General features: G+C 35.5%; 18 protein-coding genes. 8 read left to right on the forward strand and 10 right to left on the reverse strand.

The features are described 5' to 3' along the window. Positions 1-140: 140 nt before the first annotated feature. The gene (locus ACFSO7_RS16790) at positions 141-2,291 is read right to left on the reverse strand and encodes a PAS domain S-box protein (protein WP_377879454.1); all 2,151 of its coding nucleotides are present in this window, start codon (positions 2,289-2,291) and stop codon (positions 141-143) included. Between the two features lie 285 nt (positions 2,292-2,576). Between ACFSO7_RS16790 and yhfH the strand changes: the two genes are divergently transcribed. Together yhfH and ACFSO7_RS16800 are read left to right on the forward strand one after the other, a co-directional pair. Then, a complete protein-coding gene (gene yhfH, locus ACFSO7_RS16795) occupies positions 2,577-2,711 on the forward strand; it encodes a protein YhfH (protein WP_377878492.1) in 135 nt (44 codons plus the stop codon). Between the two features lie 155 nt (positions 2,712-2,866). Then, positions 2,867-3,052 carry a hypothetical protein gene (locus ACFSO7_RS16800; RefSeq protein WP_377878493.1) on the forward strand — a complete coding sequence of 62 codons (186 nt, stop codon included), beginning with the start codon at positions 2,867-2,869 and terminating at the stop codon, positions 3,050-3,052. 184 nt (positions 3,053-3,236) lie between these two features. Here ACFSO7_RS16800 and ACFSO7_RS16805 read toward each other — a convergent pair whose 3' ends face one another. Further along, complete coding sequence (locus ACFSO7_RS16805; protein WP_377878494.1) at positions 3,237-3,383, reverse strand: cold-inducible protein YdjO-related protein; 147 nt, start codon at positions 3,381-3,383, stop codon at positions 3,237-3,239. 115 nt (positions 3,384-3,498) lie between these two features. Between ACFSO7_RS16805 and ACFSO7_RS16810 the strand changes: the two genes are divergently transcribed. Then, positions 3,499-3,624 (forward strand): hypothetical protein, encoded by a 126-nt coding sequence (locus ACFSO7_RS16810; protein WP_377878495.1) that lies wholly within the window; start codon positions 3,499-3,501, stop codon positions 3,622-3,624. A 65-nt stretch (positions 3,625-3,689) separates the two neighbouring features. Here the strand turns inward: ACFSO7_RS16810 and ACFSO7_RS16815 are convergent, their stop codons facing one another. After that, on the reverse strand, positions 3,690-5,624 hold the full coding sequence (locus tag ACFSO7_RS16815) for an endonuclease MutS2 (protein WP_377878496.1): 1,935 nt from the start codon (positions 5,622-5,624) through the stop codon (positions 3,690-3,692). 508 nt (positions 5,625-6,132) lie between these two features. Between ACFSO7_RS16815 and ACFSO7_RS16820 the strand changes: the two genes are divergently transcribed. Together ACFSO7_RS16820 and ACFSO7_RS16825 are read left to right on the forward strand one after the other, a co-directional pair. Next, entirely contained in the window at positions 6,133-6,831 is a 699-nt protein-coding gene (locus ACFSO7_RS16820) for a Crp/Fnr family transcriptional regulator (RefSeq protein ID WP_377878497.1), read from the forward strand. 90 nt (positions 6,832-6,921) lie between these two features. Then, entirely contained in the window at positions 6,922-7,524 is a 603-nt protein-coding gene (locus ACFSO7_RS16825) for an SCO family protein (RefSeq protein ID WP_377878498.1), read from the forward strand. A gap of 37 nt (positions 7,525-7,561) precedes the next feature. Here ACFSO7_RS16825 and ACFSO7_RS16830 read toward each other — a convergent pair whose 3' ends face one another. After that, positions 7,562-7,690: a hypothetical protein gene (locus ACFSO7_RS16830; protein WP_377878499.1), complete on the reverse strand. Its 129-nt coding sequence runs from the start codon at positions 7,688-7,690 to the stop codon at positions 7,562-7,564. Between the two features lie 318 nt (positions 7,691-8,008). Continuing rightward, on the reverse strand, positions 8,009-10,366 hold the full coding sequence (locus ACFSO7_RS16835; protein ID WP_377879456.1) for a penicillin acylase family protein: 2,358 nt from the start codon (positions 10,364-10,366) through the stop codon (positions 8,009-8,011). A gap of 203 nt (positions 10,367-10,569) precedes the next feature. On the opposite strand from ACFSO7_RS16835, the gene ACFSO7_RS16840 reads away from it, so the two are divergent. After that, positions 10,570-12,189: an ABC-F family ATP-binding cassette domain-containing protein gene (locus ACFSO7_RS16840; RefSeq protein ID WP_377878500.1), complete on the forward strand. Its 1,620-nt coding sequence runs from the start codon at positions 10,570-10,572 to the stop codon at positions 12,187-12,189. Between the two features lie 41 nt (positions 12,190-12,230). Here the strand turns inward: ACFSO7_RS16840 and ACFSO7_RS16845 are convergent, their stop codons facing one another. After that, positions 12,231-12,365, reverse strand: a complete 135-nt coding sequence (locus tag ACFSO7_RS16845) for a YuzL family protein (protein WP_377878501.1) — start codon at positions 12,363-12,365, stop codon at positions 12,231-12,233. Between the two features lie 114 nt (positions 12,366-12,479). Between ACFSO7_RS16845 and ACFSO7_RS16850 the strand changes: the two genes are divergently transcribed. Then, entirely contained in the window at positions 12,480-12,722 is a 243-nt protein-coding gene (locus ACFSO7_RS16850) for a YkuS family protein (protein ID WP_377878502.1), read from the forward strand. Positions 12,723-12,765: 43 nt separating this feature from the next. Here the strand turns inward: ACFSO7_RS16850 and ACFSO7_RS16855 are convergent, their stop codons facing one another. The 4 genes from ACFSO7_RS16855 to ACFSO7_RS16870 form a co-directional block, all read right to left on the reverse strand. Next, positions 12,766-13,755, reverse strand: a complete 990-nt coding sequence (locus ACFSO7_RS16855; protein WP_377878503.1) for an agmatinase family protein — start codon at positions 13,753-13,755, stop codon at positions 12,766-12,768. Beyond that, positions 13,749-15,026, reverse strand: a complete 1,278-nt coding sequence (hutI, locus tag ACFSO7_RS16860; RefSeq protein WP_377878504.1) for an imidazolonepropionase — start codon at positions 15,024-15,026, stop codon at positions 13,749-13,751. The genes ACFSO7_RS16855 and hutI overlap by 7 nt, the downstream gene beginning before the upstream one ends. Before the next feature lie 12 nt (positions 15,027-15,038). Next, the gene (hutU, locus tag ACFSO7_RS16865) at positions 15,039-16,700 is read right to left on the reverse strand and encodes a urocanate hydratase (protein ID WP_377878505.1); all 1,662 of its coding nucleotides are present in this window, start codon (positions 16,698-16,700) and stop codon (positions 15,039-15,041) included. 240 nt (positions 16,701-16,940) lie between these two features. Next, entirely contained in the window at positions 16,941-18,404 is a 1,464-nt protein-coding gene (locus tag ACFSO7_RS16870) for a helix-turn-helix domain-containing protein (RefSeq protein ID WP_377878506.1), read from the reverse strand. A 186-nt stretch (positions 18,405-18,590) separates the two neighbouring features. Here ACFSO7_RS16870 and ACFSO7_RS16875 point away from each other — a divergent pair, with 186 nt between their 5' ends. Beyond that, positions 18,591-19,043: a cupredoxin domain-containing protein gene (locus tag ACFSO7_RS16875; RefSeq protein WP_377878507.1), complete on the forward strand. Its 453-nt coding sequence runs from the start codon at positions 18,591-18,593 to the stop codon at positions 19,041-19,043. Positions 19,044-19,210 lie beyond the last annotated feature (167 nt).

Raw genomic sequence — 19,210 nt, forward strand, 5'->3', positions numbered from 1 at the left:
GTTTAATAAAAAATTACTTAGCCATAAAAAAAATACTTATACTTTCATATTAGTACAAATTGATAAAAGAATGTTAAACTTTTTAGAAAATTTTAAAAAGAAAAACGAGAAGCCTATTCTTCTCGTTTGATTTACGTACGTTATGCTATTTTTGCTGGTAATACTATATTAAAGGTCGTTCCTTTATTTAATTCACTTTCCACATAAACTTTTCCGTTATGACTTTCAATAATTTTAAAGCTTACCATGAGACCTAGTCCATTCCCGTTTTTCTTTGTTGTATAAAACGGTTCACCTAATTTTTTTAACTTTTCTTCTGAAATACCAATTCCAGTATCTCGGATGGAAATTTGTACATTATTCTTATTAATGGAAGTCCTTACTATTAAATCTCCACCATTAGGCATCGCTTCAATACCGTTTTTAATAAAGTTGAGGAAAACTTGTTTCAGGCGATTTTCATCACATTCGACCTGAATGATTTCTTCCTGGCATTCTAATTGAAGACGTACATTCTTCTTTCTCGCTTCAAATTCCAGTAATGATACAACATTTTTAATAACAGGAATAATATTTTTCTCCTCTAGCTCAATGATTTTCGGTTTAGCTAACACCATAAATTCCTCAACAATATTATTTACCCGCTCAATTTCATCAAGAATTATATCCAAAAACTCTTTTCGCTGCGGGTCTGTTTCATCTAAAGTAAGAAATTCAGTATAGCCTTTCATTGAGGTTAAGGGATTTCTAATTTCATGAGCAACTCCAGCCGCTAATTGTCCGACAGCTGCTAATTTATCTTGTCGATGAATAATTTCTTCTGTTCGTTTACGCTCTGTAATATCATTTCGTATCGCTAAATATTGATATGGTTTTCCTTGATCATTTAAAAAAGGAACAATTGTTGTATCGACCCAATAGAGAGTACCATCCTTGGCTCGGTTACAAATTTCTCCCTTCCATACTTCCCCTTGGCCAATCTTCCGCCAAAAGTTTTTAAAAAATTCCTTGGAATGAACCCCAGAATTCAATATCCGATGGTCTTCACCGATTAATTCTTCTTCAGAGTATTTCGAGATTTCACAAAACTTATCATTTACATAAGTAATGATTCCTTTTGAATTCGTAATCGCCACAATTGAAGATTGATCTAAAGCGAATTTAAAATCTTTAATGTCTTTTAATGTTTGGGTTACTTTCTCCTCTGCTAACTTACGATCAGTAATATCACTTCTTATCGAAACATATTGATATGGTTTTCCTTTTCTATTTAGAAACGGAACAATTGTTGTATCAACCCAGTAGTAGGATCCATCTTTAGCTCGATTCCTAATCTCACCTTTCCAGATCTCTCCCTGACCGATTGTTTTCCAAAGATTTTTAAAAAAGGCTGGGGAATGAAATCCAGAATTAAGGATATTATGATTTTTCCCTAGTAGCTCATTTTCTTCAAATCCAGAGATTTCAACAAATTTATGATTAACGAATGTAATAATTCCTTTTTCATCTGTGATCGCCACAATTGAAGAAGCATCAAGAGCCGCTGTAATATCTTTTAGATTCAAATCACTCTTAGCCAACCTCTTACTGATTAAAGCACTCGTCCCAATTAATCCAGTAAGAATAACGACAGAAACAAGTAGAATTAAATACAAAATAAATAAGTCTGGGGAATTAGATGCCTCAAAATTCTTTTTCTCAATAATCGTGGAAGCTCTCATTAATAAAAAATGTCCTTCAACGATGGCACCAGTCATTATAAGTGCACTAATTGGTTTTAACCAAACTAGGCTGCTGTTCGAAAGACTTTTTGAAAAAAATAACATCCAAAGTGAAAAAAGGAAGGAAACAAAAATAAGTGCCAATGAAAGGGATAAAACAAGCCAATCATATTTAATCAACAAATCCATGGAATTCATACCAATTAAATGAACAGAAAATACAGAAATGGTCAAAAATATACTCCCCAAAATTAGTTGGGTATATCTAGCATTTGATCCAATTAGAAAAATAAAAGCAAAGCCGGTAATCGATATTCCAATAACGATCGATAAAATTGTAAGTAATACATCGAAATGAGCAGAACGGTCAATATCTATAGCAAGTAAGCCTATAAAATTCATAACCCAAATTCCAATACCAAATGTGAAGGTACCACCTAAAAATAAAAATCGCTTATTTTTTTTTGAATTTCCTATTAATGTAAATAAATCTAAAGCTGTGTAGGTGGACATCACTGTTAAAATAATTGAAATTAAAAGCATGACTGGATTAGAACTTAGGACTGTCATAGTCAAATCGGGAATCAGCCTCCCTATTTAAATTTAAGTGCCTATGATGATTGTAAAGGAAACTATATAACTAGGGAATAGTAAATTGTCTTATAATGTCCATATTTTTTTGATAATAACTCTTTAATGTTTATAGTGATTATGTTAATATGATATATTTTACCCAATTTTAATTATTTAATAAAAAAGTGAAAAAAGTCTACACAAATTGAAAAAAACCGCTTATACTGTACTATAACAAAACGAAAATAATAAATCTGTTTTATAAAAATGGAGGGGATTATTTTGTTGCAAAGTCCAGTTGAGTTTTTTAGAAATTTACCAAAAAAGGTTTGTGCTGAATGCGGGCAACACATTGCTGAACAAGCAGAATCCTATTTATTGGAATGTGATCGTTGCTTATCTAAAAAACAGGAATAATGTTAGGAAGGAATTTGATTTATTCATCTCACTGAAATAGTCAGTGAGATTTTTTGCATTTATAGATGAATGGATGAAAAACCTTCATTACTTGATTAAAGTGGATGAATAATCAAACTGATATCAGTAAATTATTAGTAGAAGGAGTGGTTAAAATGGTGAATGATAGACAGTATTTAACAAATAGCCCAGTCAAGCAACAAGTAACGATTCAAACGGGAGATACCTTTCCAAATGCAAAAAACATTCCAGGGAATTCGGTTGATCAGCACAAGGAATTAGAACTTGCCAACACCATCGTTGCTGGAGATGAAATTCAACAACAAAATGAGAATCTTTAATGAGAAAAGCGTAAGCGCCTTGATCAGCCCCGACAAGCAAATGCTTCGCCAGCCGGAAAGTCGTTCTTTGACTTTTGGCTGGCGAACATTTGACCTCGAGGGGCTAGGCGCTGGAGCTGGACAATACACAAAGTCTGAAAATGTTTTCTTATCTTTTAAAAAAGCTCTGACCCATTAAAATGGGTCAGATTTTTGGCAGCTCTCTCAGTTCGTGGGCCGTTTGATTTCCACAAATAGGACATAATAGATCATCGGTCGCATACTCTTTACGCATCCAACCTTTGCAGTTTTCATCAACACATGAATAAACATCTGTACTCATATAAACCATTTCTTCTTTATCTTCAAGTGACTTCTTACCAAAAAATATAATAATCGCCTCCTTTTACCATAGTATGAACGAAACTAGGCTTTTTTAACATAAAAATTCAAAATGGAGTGATTAGATGAACAGCAAAAAGAAAACCATAGTTGGAACGGATATTGAAGAAGTAAAAAGATTAAATGCCTCATCCGGATTATCATACAATGAAGTAAAAAGATTACTAGCGGAAAAACATCTAAAAAAATAAAACCCTTTAACACACTAACGCACCGGGGGTCAGTCCCCCAGTGCGTTAGTGTGTTAAAGTAACTATTAAGCTTTCTCATTGTCGCGTTGGATAGTAAGTCCATCGATATGTCTTTTATCCATTAGTTTCTTTTTCTTGCGATTATCTTTTGTGTCGAACACGATGTCGAAATCGTAATCAGCTGGATATAATTCTTCTTTCGAAATATATAGTTTTAGCCTTCTATGGTTAACCTCATGTTTTATTCCTTTTACCTGTACAATATAGTTTCCCTTGGAATCTGGTCCTGTATAGACGATCCCTATTTCATCCGAAGGACTTACCCGCACATTATCTCCCATCGAGTATACCTGAACATTCAATATCTCTTTTTGTTTTTTCGAACGATTTTGATGTCGATTAATAATGATTTGCTTATCCATTTCTAATTTAGACCGAGAATCCCATTCATTAAAATCAAAAGTCTTATGCTCTTTGTAAGTAATAAAATGTGCTTTTTCGATTATTTTAGGGTGTAAGCCGAGCTTAAGTGCAATCGCAAATGCTTGACTATCTCCACCGCGACCAATAATTAATCTGTACGTAGGTCTTAAAGTATTTAAATCAAATTCCATTGATCCATTTATAAACCCATCATGATGGTGAGCAAATTCCTTAATCTCACTATAATGAGTGGTAGCAAAGATCGTACAGCCCTTCAAATATAATTGTTCTAATATAGCTGTTGCTAAGCCCATCCCTTCCCCAGGGTCTGTGCCCGAACCTAATTCATCTAATAATACTAGTGTACGATCATTCGCTTCTTTTAAAATATCAACAATGTTAACTATCCTTGAACTGAATGTACTTAAATTTTGTTCAATACTCTGCCCATCACCAATATCCACAAGGATTTTATGAAAAATACTCATTTGCGAGCCTTCTGCTACTGGTACATGGAGACCGGATTGGAACATCAGTGTGAGCAATCCAACTGTTTTAATCGTAACTGTTTTACCACCTGTATTTGGTCCTGTTATGACCAGTGAGTGACAGCCATTTCCTAGTTCCACATTTAATGGAATCGCGTTTGAACCTAATAAAGGATGTTTTGCATTAATTAAATGGATATGATGTTCTTCATTCATTCCTACTGGTAAACCACTAATCAATCGGCTATATTTTGCTTTGGCAAATAAAAAATCATAATGAATCATGACTTCCATTGCTAAACGGATCTCTGCTTCGTGACTTTCCACTAACCCCGTTAAATAATATAGGATTTTTTCTACTTCTTGCTCCTCTTCCATGATGACCCAATTCAGTTGCTCCTGACCGAGTGCAATTTCCTCTGGTTCTAGAAAAATAGTCGAACCGGATGCTGACGTATCAATAACATTCCCTTTTATTTTATTTCGATATTCTTTTTTAATCGGGATAACAAATCGTCCTTCCCGCTGGCTTACCACTGCTTCTTGTAAATATGTCTTATATTTCGAAGATTTTAAAACTTGCATTACTTTTTCTTTCAATCGATCCTCAAGAATAGATTTTTGCTTCCTAACTTTTAATAATTCTTTGCTCGCATAATCATCAATAGCCCCATTTCGAATGCATCTGATGATTTCCGCCTCTAAATTAGGTAAATCCGATATAGATTGAACATAAGAGGCTACAGTAGGTGCAACATATTCTTTATCTTTCATGAACCTCCTCATCTTACTACAGGAATCTAAAAAATGTTGTAATTTCATTAATTGATCTGTTTTTAAGGCTACCCCCTTATTCAATCCTTTTAAAATTTGTTCCATTCCATCCAATCCATGAACCGGAACGCTGCTACTCATTTTTAAAATAGCGACAGCTTCCGAAAGTTCAGCTAGCCAGCCTTCAATTTGTCTTTTATTTACTGACGGCAATAAACCTAGAACTTGATTTTTCCCTTCATTTGTTAATGCATAGCTTGCAATCATTTCCTTAATTCGAGTAAATTCCAATACTTCAAAAGTTTGATTATTCAATGTTAATAGCTCCTTTTTCTGATATCAATAAAAAATGGAAAAACAAAAAGGCCTTAATGAACAAACGTCATTAAGGCCCCAAAAACAAACCCAGGTATCCCTGTGTTTAATTTATGAGTAACATAAAACATACCTAACTAATCAAATTAAAAAGCCATGCAAAATGAAGCATAGCTTGAATTGAAGAGATAGTTTTGTCTGCTATGACCATTGTTCTTAACAATCATTCCAAGGCAATGGATAAATAGACCTCCGGTTTCGGAAGACTTAGCCTAGAATGTCCGTATTTAATTAACGGTTAGTTAAGAACAACACCTAACATACAACATACTCCCTTTATTAAAAGAATTTACCAATATCTTACTCATTAATTTAAAAAATGTCAACAAAATTTATCCAATACTTTTTGACTTGCGCCTTCTCCTATGAAACTGTCACAAATCATTCATTGACCTCATCAGTTCTAAAACTATAAATTAATATTAATAAGCTGGATAGGGTGGTAATTATGGAGCTAGACCGATTTTCTCCCCAAAATAATAAAATTAGTGAAGTCCTAAAAATAGCTCAAAAGGAAATCACGATTAAAAAAGGGGCATATCTCTTCCGAGAAGGTCAATTCGCTGAGGAATTGTTTATTATAATATCTGGTAAAATTCAAATTTTTAAGCTGAATGCAGAAGGAAGAGCTCTAAGTCTACGACTATGTCAAAAAAATGATATCATCGGAGAATTAACCTTGTTCACGAAAAATCCTAAATATTTTTTTAATGCGTATACCATTGAGGATTGTAAAGTTGCAGCTATCAATATTGAATTATTAGAACAGTCACTGTTAAAAAATTCAAAATTAGCTACTGAATTTATGAAATGGATGAATGCGCATTATCGAAAAACAATTACTAGATTTCGTGATCTTGTTTTACATGGGAGAAAAGGGGCTTTGTACTCTACATTAATTCGCTTAAGCAATAGCTATGGTGAACACCACGAAAATGGAATTGTTATCACCGTTCCATTAACAAACGAAGATTTAGCAAGCTATACTGGATCAGCAAGAGAAAATGTTAGCCGAATGATATCTCAATTAAGAAAAATGAAAATAATCTCTATCAACAGGAAAACCATTACAATACATAATCTTGATTTTTTAAAAAGTGAAATTGCTTGTGAAAACTGTCCTGTTTCTTTCTGTAAAATCGAATGAACCCTAACTATCCCTTTTTATTTGTTCACAAATTATCCATTTCCTTTTCCTATAAATTTCATTATCTTAGTTAGTAAGGAGGTTTTAAACATGAAGAAAGTATATATTATTAGTTCCATATTAATATTATTTGGAATTACTGCCGGAATCTCAGTCTTTTTGATCAGAGATAACAATGCCCATATCCCAAAAGATGTTATTTTATTAAACCAAAATGGAGAGGAATACCGTTTTGGCGATGACCATAAAAATGTCAAGTTAGTCGAATTTATTTACACGAACTGTCCTGATATTTGCCCTACCACTACACAAAAAATGAATCAATTAAAAGCAGACTTAATCGATGAAGGTGTATTTGGAAAAAAAGTCGAATTTATTACTATTACCATTGATCCTTACCGTGATACACCCGATGTTCTGAAAAAATATATGAATACATTTGAAATAGAAAACGATGGCAGTTGGCTTTTTCTAACTGGGGATTCCAAAAATATTAAACAAGCACATGAAAACACTCGGAAAGTTTCAGATGCTTTGCAATTTCAATATCGTGATCCAGGCGACGGATATTTCGTTCATAGCTCCTTTACGTTCTTAGTGGATGAAGAAAATAAGTTTATAAAGAAATTTCCAATGGGTACAGAATTTAATAAAAAAGAAGTATTTGATGAAATCATGGAAAATATCGATTAAAAAACAGCGGTCATTCATAAACGATGACCGCTGTTTCCTATTTTGCCGAGCAATGTTGATTCGTAAGTAATGGTAAGTGGTAGTTTGATTTTGGTTTCGTCAAACTTACTTTTATTCCAGACTGTTTTAATCGATTGACCAAATCAAGTATTTTCTTTTTTGCCATGGCAAGCTTCCCCTTCTCTTTAAAACCAACTATTTTCATTATAACCGATTTAAAAGAAAAATTTGAGAAGATTTTTTAATTTTACAGAATATTTTTTGAATATTTACAATTTATCCCAACACAACGGGCAGTAAGACCCCCACCTCATGTTTCAGGATCGATAAAGAAGAGAAGTCGGGGATCAACTGCCTGTAAAGTTCCGACGACGGACAGGATGTCCTTGTCAGGCGAAGGCACAGGACGTGCCGTTCTGAGCGTGATTTGTTCAACTAACCATCAGTGGGGGATGAAGAGCCCCTCACTGATGGAAGTTTCACTTTATGGCTTTAATATTAACTTCTTCCCTACTTTCTCCTTTAAACTTGTTAGATGGTATTCACCTTTTGCCCAGTCATCCATTTGGTTATGATACCACTTACTTAATACATGGCCAGATTGACCCGGTCCTACAAGATGATAACCTGATGTTAGGTCAGATGTATCAATAACAAAACGCCATGATCCACCATGATTCACGATTCCGTCTTCACGGAAGGATGCAGCTTGGACTGTTACGGAACTACCGCCAACTGGGATATTTTTATCAAAGTTAAACAAATAGTTAAGTGGTTTTACAGAAGAAAGCGGATGTGTAAATTGAACTTGGTGGAATTCCCCCCACTTCCAATCTTCCATATTATCTCCGAATAAACTCTTAATTTCTTTCAATGTATCTTCAAAGGAAATTTGCACTATTTCCTTTAAACCACCTTTTTCAGTGATCCAAGGTCCTGGGTTTCCTTCATTTGCACGTCGCAATAATTCGTCTACTGCTTGTTTTTGTCCGCCAAATAAACCCATCATCTCGTCAGGAATATCTCCTTGGAATAAATTTGTCTTTATATTTTTCATCCATAAATGAAAAATAAGCGGCTCTGCCATGTCCTTATTGTCTTGATAGTTCCAATCCTTTAAATTGTTAACAATTAGTTTTTGTTGTTCCGTTAGATTCCCAGAAAGGTTACTTAATAACATTGGAACAAACTCTTGCGCTTGCAAATTTTTTTGATCCATTTGTAATGCTTGCATGTCTTTAAGCGTTAAGCTATCTTTTTCTTTTAGAAATTCTTGAATTCTCATTTGTCGATATGGTTGTGCCCAATTATGACTTATGTGGTAAGGATATTCATCACTAATCACTTTATTATTTGCAGTTGAGATAAAGCCTTGTTTCGGATTAACGATTCTCGGAAGCTCATTATATGGAATGTAGCCGATCCAATCGTATTCTCCTGTCCATCCAGGTACTGGTAATAAGCCATCCCCTTTTTTCCGGATTGGTATTTTTCCATTTGCTTTATAAGCGATCGTTCCATCATTGGATGCAAACACAAAGTTTTGTGTTGGTGTATGAAAATCTTCCAATGCCTTTTCAAATTCATCCCAATTTTTGGCTTTGTTCATTTCCAATACCGCTTCAAGTTCAGATGATGGTTCTAATGCGGTCCACTGAAGCGATAAAACGAACTCTTTACCTGTCTCACCAGCGAATTCTGAAATGATTGGACCATGACGTGTTTCAGTAACCTCATAATCAATCGTTTTCCCTTTCTTCACTTTAATCGGTTCTTTAATGACCTTCGCCTTTTCCCATTTGTCCATGTATAAAAATTCGTCCTGATGATCTGGATTTCTTTTTTCAATATATAAATCTTGTACATCTGGGCCAGTATTCGTTACACCCCAAGCGATTGATTCGTTATGACCAAGAATGATTCCCGGTATTCCTGCAAAAATGACGCCACTTACATTTACAGTTGGTGCTTCTAAATGCATTTGATACCAGATCGATGGTGTACCTAATGATAAATGGGGGTCATCTGCAAGAAGTGGTTTTCCTGACTTAGTTTTTTCACCTGCAACCACCCAGTTATTACTTCCATTAAATTCATGAGGAATAACTGCTTTAGCAAGAGACTTTTCTAGATCAATCTCATTCTTACCAATAATATAAGGTGCGTCTTTAGGATACGATGGAAATAAATCGTAAGCCTTTTCTTTCGGGAACTTTTGCAATAAATATTGCCTAAAGGCTTGATCTTCCCAATGCCCACCTAAATCAAACGCCATATATTTTCCAATTGTTAGCGAATCAACTGCATCCCATTCCTCCGGTTGATAACCTAGGATCGTAAATTCAATCGGTAATTTATTCGATTTCTTTGCTTGCTCCATATACAGATTTACGCCTTCAGCAAACCAGTTTAATGTATCTTTCCCTTGCTCCGAATATTGCGAAAAAGAAGCTTCTGCAGCCCTTCTCAATCCTAATGCTCGAAAATATTTATCCCTTTCGACTGTTGCTTCACCAATAACTTCACTTAATCTTCCTGAAGCTTGCCTTCTACTTAAATCCATTTGGAACATGCGGTCTTGTGCCTGGATAAAACCTTGGGCTAAATAAAGATCATGCTCGTTCTCCGCTTGGATATGCGGAACGCCCATGGAATCTCTTACTACCGATACAGGTTCTATTAAACTAGATAATTTTAGTTCACCACTTGTTTTTGGTAATGATCTTGCTAAAAAAATATTAGAACCTAAAACAATTAAATAAATAAATACCAGTAGTGAAACAACAGTCCAAATAACGATTTTTCTTTTTCTCATATTATTTGGTTTCACTTTTACTTCTATTGTTTGCAATACATTCACCCCTTTCCCAATATATTTCTCCTTTCATTTTCAATTTCCTTTTCACTTTTGTAATTTTCAAATAAATATTTCCGATAAATACTTAAAATCAAAGACAATTTAACAGATTCTAATTAGATAAATAGGAATTCCATCATAGATGTGCTATACTTTTAAGGATAATTTGTTATGGAGGAAAAGCAAAAATGATTACAGTACAAAACGTTAGTTTACGATATGGTGACCGCAAGCTTTTTGAAGATGTTAATATAAAATTCACACCAGGAAACTGCTACGGATTAATCGGTGCCAATGGTGCAGGTAAATCAACCTTTTTAAAAATACTTTCAGGTGAGATCGAAGCACAGACTGGAAATGTTTCATTAGGACCAAACGAACGTTTAGCAGTCCTAAAGCAAAATCACTTCGAATACGAAGATTTAGAGGTCCTAAAAGTTGTTATTATGGGACATGCGAGATTATATGAAGTGATGCAGGAAAAAGATGCGATTTATATGAAAGAGGATTTCACAGACGAAGACGGAATGAAGGCTGCGGAACTAGAAGGTGAGTTCGCCGAATTAAATGGTTGGGAAGCTGAATCTGAAGCAGCTATTTTGTTAAAAGGTTTAGGAATTACAGAAGACCTGCATACGAAATTAATGGCTGACTTAACAGGTGGAGAAAAAGTAAAAGTGTTGCTTGCTCAAGCGCTCTTTGGTAAACCAGATGTACTATTACTCGATGAGCCTACCAACCATTTAGATATTAAAGCAATTCAATGGTTAGAGGAATTTTTGATTAACTTCGAAAATACAGTCATCGTTGTTTCCCATGACCGTCACTTCTTAAATAAAGTATGTACACATATTGCAGACTTAGATTTCAGTAAGATTCAAATTTATGTTGGAAACTATGATTTCTGGTACGAGTCTAGCCAACTTGCGCAAAAAATGGCTCAAGATGCGAATAAGAAAAAGGAAGAAAAAATTAAAGAGCTTCAAGCATTCGTTGCCCGCTTTAGTGCCAATGCTTCTAAATCAAAGCAGGCAACATCTAGAAAGAAATTGTTAGATAAAATTTCTTTAGATGATATTAGACCATCTTCCCGCCGCTACCCTTATGTTGGCTTTTCGCTTGAAAGAGAAATCGGAAATGATTTATTGCGTGTTGATGGCTTAACGAAAACGATTGATGGCGTGAAAGTACTTGATAACATCAGTTTTATCATGAACAAAGATGACAAGATCGCTCTTGTCGGAAAAAATGAAATCGCCAAAACAACATTATTTAAAATCTTAATGGGTGAAATGGAAGCTGATAGTGGAACATTTAAATGGGGTATTACTACATCACAAGCGTATTTCCCTAAGGACAATTCAGAGTTTTTCGAAGGCTGTGACCTTAATTTAGTTGATTGGCTTCGTCAATTCTCACCTAAAGATGATAGTGAGAGCTTTTTACGTGGATTCTTAGGAAGAATGCTTTTCTCAGGTGAGGAAGTTTTGAAAAAAGCAAGCGTTCTTTCAGGAGGAGAGAAAGTTCGTTGCATGCTATCAAAAGCGATGTTAAGTGGTTCGAACGTTTTACTTCTAGATGAACCGACAAACCACCTTGATTTAGAATCTATTACTGCATTAAATAATGGCTTAATTAACTATAAAGGCTCAATGATCTTTGCTTCGCATGACCATCAATTTGTTCATACAATTGCGAATCGTATTATGGAACTAACACCAAGTGGATTAGTTGATAAAGTCATGACTTATGATGAGTATCTAGAAAACGCTGAATTACAAAAACAAGTTTCTGCGATGTATGCATAATTTTTTAGGAGCCGATCCGATCGGCTCCTTTTGTTTGCATTTTACAAATTTTTGTCCTGTTTCTTACGCGATGAAGATGCTTTCATACGACCAGTTTCTTGGTTTGTTGTGCCTTGTCCTTCTACTTGAGGAGAATTTAATCCAATGGTTGAAGGATCCTTTTTTCTCTTACCCATGCCGTCACCTCCATATCCATATCCTCTCATAAAGCTTTGGCATTTATTCGGTAAAAAAAAGAATAAACCCCATATTGAATGGAAATCTTAAACTTTGGAGGAGGTGTTTTTATAATGGCTAAAATTGGTGTAGAACAATCCCTTACAAACATTCAAGAGGCTTTACGTGAAAAAGGGCATGAGGTTGTAGCATTAAAAAATGAATCCGATGCAAAGGATTGCTCGTGCTGTGTAGTTACTGGATTAGACTCCAATATGATGGGAATGCACGATACGTTTACTTCTGGTTCAGTCATTGATGCAAACGGCTTAAGTGCCGATGAAGTATGCCAGCAGGTTGAAAGTAAATTACAGTAAGAATATTAAAGGGTCTGATACATTACTGTACAGACCCCTGCTTTTATTTCTTGTTCATAAAACCTGAGACAAAAGATAGAAAGGTGTGAACGCCCGCCTTTACCGTTGGCGCCGCCGCAAGGTCACGATTGGGATCAAGACAAACGATATCGACTGCCCTTATTTTCGAAGACATCCCTGCTGTAAATATGGCATCAAATAGCTCGTCAGTTCTCATTCCACCCGGTGTAGAGGCAGGTACCCCTGGAGCATAAGAAATGTCTAACACATCCATATCAATGGTTACATAAATAGAATCCACTTTTGATTCTAATTCTTCAACAGCCCTTTGAACCGTTTCAACCATCCCTTTCATTCTTGCTTGCTTTAATGTGATATAATTAACCCCTTGTTCTTTTGCATAGCTAATTAAAGAAGGTCCATTGAAAAAACCATGTAATCCGATATTATACACATCCCGGCCATCTATCACTCCATTTTCAATTAAATTTCGAATTGGAGTTCCGTTTGATGGACCTTGGTCTTTTAAATCCCGTAAATCCAAATGTGTATCAAACTGAAGAATCCCTATTTTTCTGTCTGGCTCAGCCATCTTTAATCCAGAAACAAGCATAGCCGTAATGGAATGGTCACCACCAATAGTAAAAGGTAGTGCATTAGGTTTAGCTTGACATAGTCCAGACATTGCATTTTTGATATTGGAATGACATCGACTAATATCTGTTACATGCATCTCAATGTCACCCAAATCAAGAACTTGTAAATCTCTTAGATCCTGATCAGTTTCAATATTGTAGGTGGTGAATCCTTTCCAAGACTTGCGAAAATGCTCAGGAAATTCAGAAGCCCCCGAAGCACTTATGGAGGATCTCGACAGTGGTGCACCTAGTAACAAAATATCCCAATCTTTTTGTAAAATTTCTTCCTCATCCTGTGGTTTTCTTTGTTCAATCCAATCCTTCACTTTTAAATCAACCGCTGTTTTACTTTGTGACCAATAAAACGAAGGAAACTCTACTGGAAGGTTTAACATCTTCTTCCTCCTTGGACAACTACCTTACCTTTTTTAATGACTGTATCAGTATGGTTCATACCAAAGTGATATTGAAGTTGCATGTAATTCGGTACATTGGCAATAAGCACATCTGCATTCTTACCAACTTCTAAACTACCAATTTCACTTGCCCGATTGATGGCATGTGCAGCATTGATCGTTGTAGCCGTTATCACTTCGGCAGGCGTTAAACCCATATGAAGACAAGCCAAATTCATAATCACTGGTGTAGATACAGTTGGCGACGAGCCTGGATTACAATCTGTTGAGATTGCAACTGGCAAGCCCATGTCAATCATTTTTCGCCCATTAGCTGCTTCTGTCATTAAGAAGAATGCAGTGCCCGGCAGTAACACTCCGATCACGCCTTTTTTTGCCATAGCCTTAATTCCTTTGTCAGACGCTTTTAATAAATGGTCTGCACTTATTGCCCCTACTTCTGCAGCTAATTCCGCACCTTCATATGGCTCAATTTCATCCGCATGAATTTTTGGAATCAAACCATATTGTTTGCCGGCTTCCAATATCTTTCGTGACTGTTCTGGAGTAAATACACCTCTTTCACAGAAAACATCATTGAAAACAGCTAGTTTTTCTGCGGCAACTTTTGGCAGCATTTCGTTTATTACAAGATCAACAAATGCATCTGGATTTTCCTTATATTCCTTTGGAACTGCGTGCGCTCCCATAAAGGTGCTAACTAAGTCAATCGGATGTTCATCATGTAATCGCTTTGCAACCTTTAATTGCTTATATTCGGTCTCCCAGTCCATTCCGTATCCACTTTTCGCCTCGACCGTTGTTACACCGTGTAGAAGGAATTTATCTAAGCGTTGGTTACTTTCAAAAAATAATTCGTCTTCTGAAGCAGCTCTCGTTTTAGAAGTGGTGGAGTGGATACCGCCACCTGCATTCATAATTTCCATGTAGGTAGCACCATTTAATCTCATATTAAATTCTTCTTCTCGACTACCTTTATAGACAACATGTGTATGTGGGTCCACTAGACCTGGGAGCACAATTTTTCCAGTTGCATCAATGTATTCCGCGAAATCTAGTTGGCTCTGATATTTTTGTCTTAATTCAGCACTCGATCCAACATCTACGATTTTCCCATTTTCTATCCAAATGGCACCTTTTTCGATGATCGAAAGCTCATTCATCCGATCATTGGTTGCAGGTTTCTCCGATTGACCTTTTAAGGTGATCAATTGTTCTGCGTTTTCAATGAAGATTGGTTTTGTCTGCACAATTAGCCCTCCTTATTTCATCATCGGAATGTGAACGCCTTTTTCTTTCGCTGTCTTAATGGCCAAATCATAGCCAGCATCCACGTGACGAACAATTCCCATACCAGGGTCAGAAGTTAACACTCGCTCTAATCTTTTCTCTGCCGCTTCCGTTCCATCAGCAACGATGACCATACCTGCGTGTAAGGAATAACCCATTCCTACACCACCACCATGGTGAACCGATACCCAGCTTGCTCCTCCAACTGCATTAATCATTGCATTTAATATCGGCCAATCGGATACTGCGTCACTGCCGTCCTTCATGCCTTCTGTTTCACGGTTCGGCGAAGCAACAGAACCAGAATCTAAATGGTCTCGACCGATAACGATTGGCGCTTTCAATTCTCCACTTGCCACCATATCATTAATAATCTTCCCAAAACGAGCACGCTCTCCATAACCTAACCAGCAAATACGAGAAGGTAGACCTTGGAATTGAATTTTTTCCTGAGCCATTTTGATCCACTTGCATAAATGCTCATTATCAGCGAATTCTCTTAAAATCACTTCATCCGTTTTATAAATATCTTCTGGGTCTCCCGATAAAGCTACCCAGCGGAATGGTCCTTTACCTTCACAGAAAAGTGGACGAATATACGCCGGAACGAAACCAGGGAAATCAAAAGCATTTTCTACCCCTTCATCCTTAGCTACTTGTCGGATGTTATTACCGTAATCAAATGTAATCGCTCCACGTTTTTGCATTTCAAGCATTGCCTCAACATGGATAGCCATACTTTTCTTTGATAACTTTACATATTCAGTTGGATCTGCCGTTCTTAATTCTGCTGCTTTTTCTAAACTATATCCTACAGGAACATAACCATTTAACGGATCATGAGCTGAGGTTTGATCTGTCAGTACATCTGGAATGAATCCTTTTTCAATCATTTGTGGTAAAATTTCTGCCGCATTTCCTAATAAACCAATGGATAAAGGTTTGCCAGCTGCCTTTGCTTCTTTTGCCATTAATATCGCTTCATCTAAGCTTTCAGTTTTCACATCTAAATATTTCGTATCTAAACGGCGTTGAATACTTGTTTCACTCACATCAATAGCGATACACACACCCTCATTCATTGTTACAGCAAGGGTCTGAGCTCCACCCATTCCCCCAAGACCTGCTGTTAATGTGATGGTTTGCTTCAAAGTTCCAGAGAAATGTTGGCGTGCTAACTCCGCGAAGGTTTCATAAGTACCTTGAACAATTCCTTGGCTTCCAATATAAATCCAACTGCCAGCAGTCATTTGCCCATACATCATTAAGCCTTTTTTATCTAACTCATGGAATGTTTCCCAATTAGCCCATGCAGGAACTAGATTTGAGTTTGCTAGTAATACTCTTGGAGCATCTGAATGCGTACGGAATACCGCAACTGGTTTCCCAGATTGAATTAAAAGTGTTTCATCACTTTCTAGATTTTTTAGAGTATCAACAATTGCATCATAGCAATCCCAGTTACGTGCTGCCTTACCGATCCCACCATACACTACTAAATCTGCTGGATTTTCTGCAACATCTTGATCAAGATTATTCATTAACATTCTTAATGCTGCTTCTTGAATCCAACCTTTCGTATGAAGCTCTGTACCTTTGTAGTTTTCAATAACCCGTTTTGTATCCGCTTTCATCTCTATCCCTCCAAATATGTTTATACGTATAGTCTACCGAAACTATTATCAGAAAAGTAGAATATTTTTACTGAATTTTTTATAATTTTATTAGGTTGATAGTACATAAACAAGATATTATCATAGTGTTTTTATATATATTTAAGGTTTTTGGAATAAACTCAGATTAATACTTTTACACTGTAAAGCACTGGGGGTCAGTCCCCCAGTGCTTTACAGTGTAAAAGAGGTCAATTGTTTTTATGTGTTTTGACCTCTGTATTGGTTCGGTGTTTGATTATTTTTTTGCTTAAATACTCGTGTGAAATATTGTTGATTAGAAAATCCGCATAGATTGGAAATTTCTTTTATTGATAAGTCTGTTTCACTTAAAAGTTTTCTAGCATTATTGATTCTCGCATCATTTAGTATTTCGCGAAAAGATTTTCCTTGTTTTTGGACAAATAAACTACTTAAATAAGCAGGATTACGGTTAAATATCTCTGCAATCCCTTCTAATGTTAATTGGGAGTTCCAAAAATGGGTATAAACATAATCAAGACAATTTTCGATTAAATCCTTTTTTTGATCGCTAACTATTTCTTTCAAATTAAAAATTTTCGAAGTAAACAAAATTAATTCTTGAACATTTCGATAAATAATCGTTGAATATAAAACCTGATTAAATAAATTTAAATAATCTTCTTCAAGCTCCAAAAAAACTGTTTTCTCTTTCATGTATCTTCGAATTTGCGCTAGAATGCTTGTCAACCGAATTCTAATTAACCCTGGATCTGGATACGGCACTCCCAAATGAAGAAATTCCATATACAACCACTCTTTGATTCCTGATAAATTCGACTGATTGAGGAAATCAATCCAAAGCTTTTGATCACTCGGAGTTAAAAATGGATCGATCACCTTCCATTTTATTTCCTCTTCATATTGTATTACCCGGTTGAAACCTGTAAAAAACGTTGCGTCGAGAAGTTTATTTATTTCTAGATAACGACCATGTATGGTTATATTTCTATCTGTCGGTAGAGAAATGACGATGGAAAGTGGTTGGGACTCATATAACTGCCAATCCCGTAATAATCGTTGGCATTCCTCATACCAGGGCAATTTCTCCTCCATTGCAATCCCAATAATACAATCGGATAAGGAGAAAAATTCAATTTCCTTTTGAAAGGAGTAATCTTTTAAAAAGGAAAACAATTTATTTATTTCCGAAGGTATTTCGACTTTAAAACCTAAAAAAACAAATTCTTTTGCAGTTGTTTCATCATCATTGAAAAGTTGAGTTAATTCGATTTTACTTTTCTGCTTTTTCATCACTGGACTAAAAAGCTGATTTGATTTTATTTCCCTTACTATAGTTTGAACACTTCGTTGCAGTTGCTCAGGGGATACTGGTTTTAACAATAATTGATCCACCCCTATGTCAATTGCCTTCATCGCAGTTTCAAATGTTGATTCCAAAGTTATCCCAATAACCCTTGGTCTTAATACCTTAATCCATTTCAAAATTTTTTCTTGATCACTTTGAGCTAATATCTCGATTTCAAGGATTAAAATATCTACTGGAAAACTTTCCATTTTATGAATCAACTCGGATAGATTATTAGCTTGTCCAATATTTAACGAGGCGTCATTTGATTTTAACAACCATTCCATCCCATTTGTTTCATAACGTTCTCGATTTGCAATAAGGATATGAATCATCGGATCCCCCCTTCTTCCATCATTATTAATCTGCCAAACCATTTTTGTAAAGAATCTTTAGAAAAACTTAGACAAGTTTCCCTACCCTTTAAGCATATAGTTTAAAAGACAAGCAGTTTAAGAATTACAGCAACATGTATGGCTAAAGAAGTTTCATTAAGAAAGCAAGTGAACGGAGGTGATAGAGTGGGATTTTTAGTTTTGAAAAAAAGAACTGTCTTTTTATTCCTTTTAATTGGGATTTCCATTATTTCAGCATCAATTTGGTTAATCATTAAATCACCTGATCTTCCAGCTTCAAACGTAAATACGGAAAAAGCGATTAGAGAAATCCATATGGTCACAGGGGAATTTAAAGCAACAACGAGCAAGGGAAAAGTAATTGAAGCTTACCGCTGGGATCCGGGAACCATTTTCCTTGAGAAAGACGAAAAAGTTCATCTTATTATTTACGGAGTAAATGGGAACGAACACCCTTTTAGAATCGAAGGAACAAATATTAATGGAATGATTAAAAAAGGTGAAGAAACGGTTGTCCCTTTAAGTTTTGATAAAGAAGGTACTTATCGTTTAATTTGCGATACACATTCCGATAAAGACCATAATGGTCCAATGATTGCCTATATCGTCGTCGACTAATTTTTACACAAGAGACAGGAGAGTTATTCCTGTCTCTTCTTTTTGCAATTATTAAAACAATTTAAATATAACAGAAGAGATAAATTGATTAAAAAAATAATGGTACAGTTTCAGGAAATTAATAGTTTTCATTCGTTATAATAAAGACTTTTTGTCTGAAATGTGAA

The sequence above is a fragment of the Bacillus sp. CGMCC 1.16607 genome (assembly GCF_042683745.1).
Taxonomy (GTDB): domain Bacteria; phylum Bacillota; class Bacilli; order Bacillales; family Cytobacillaceae; genus Pseudoneobacillus.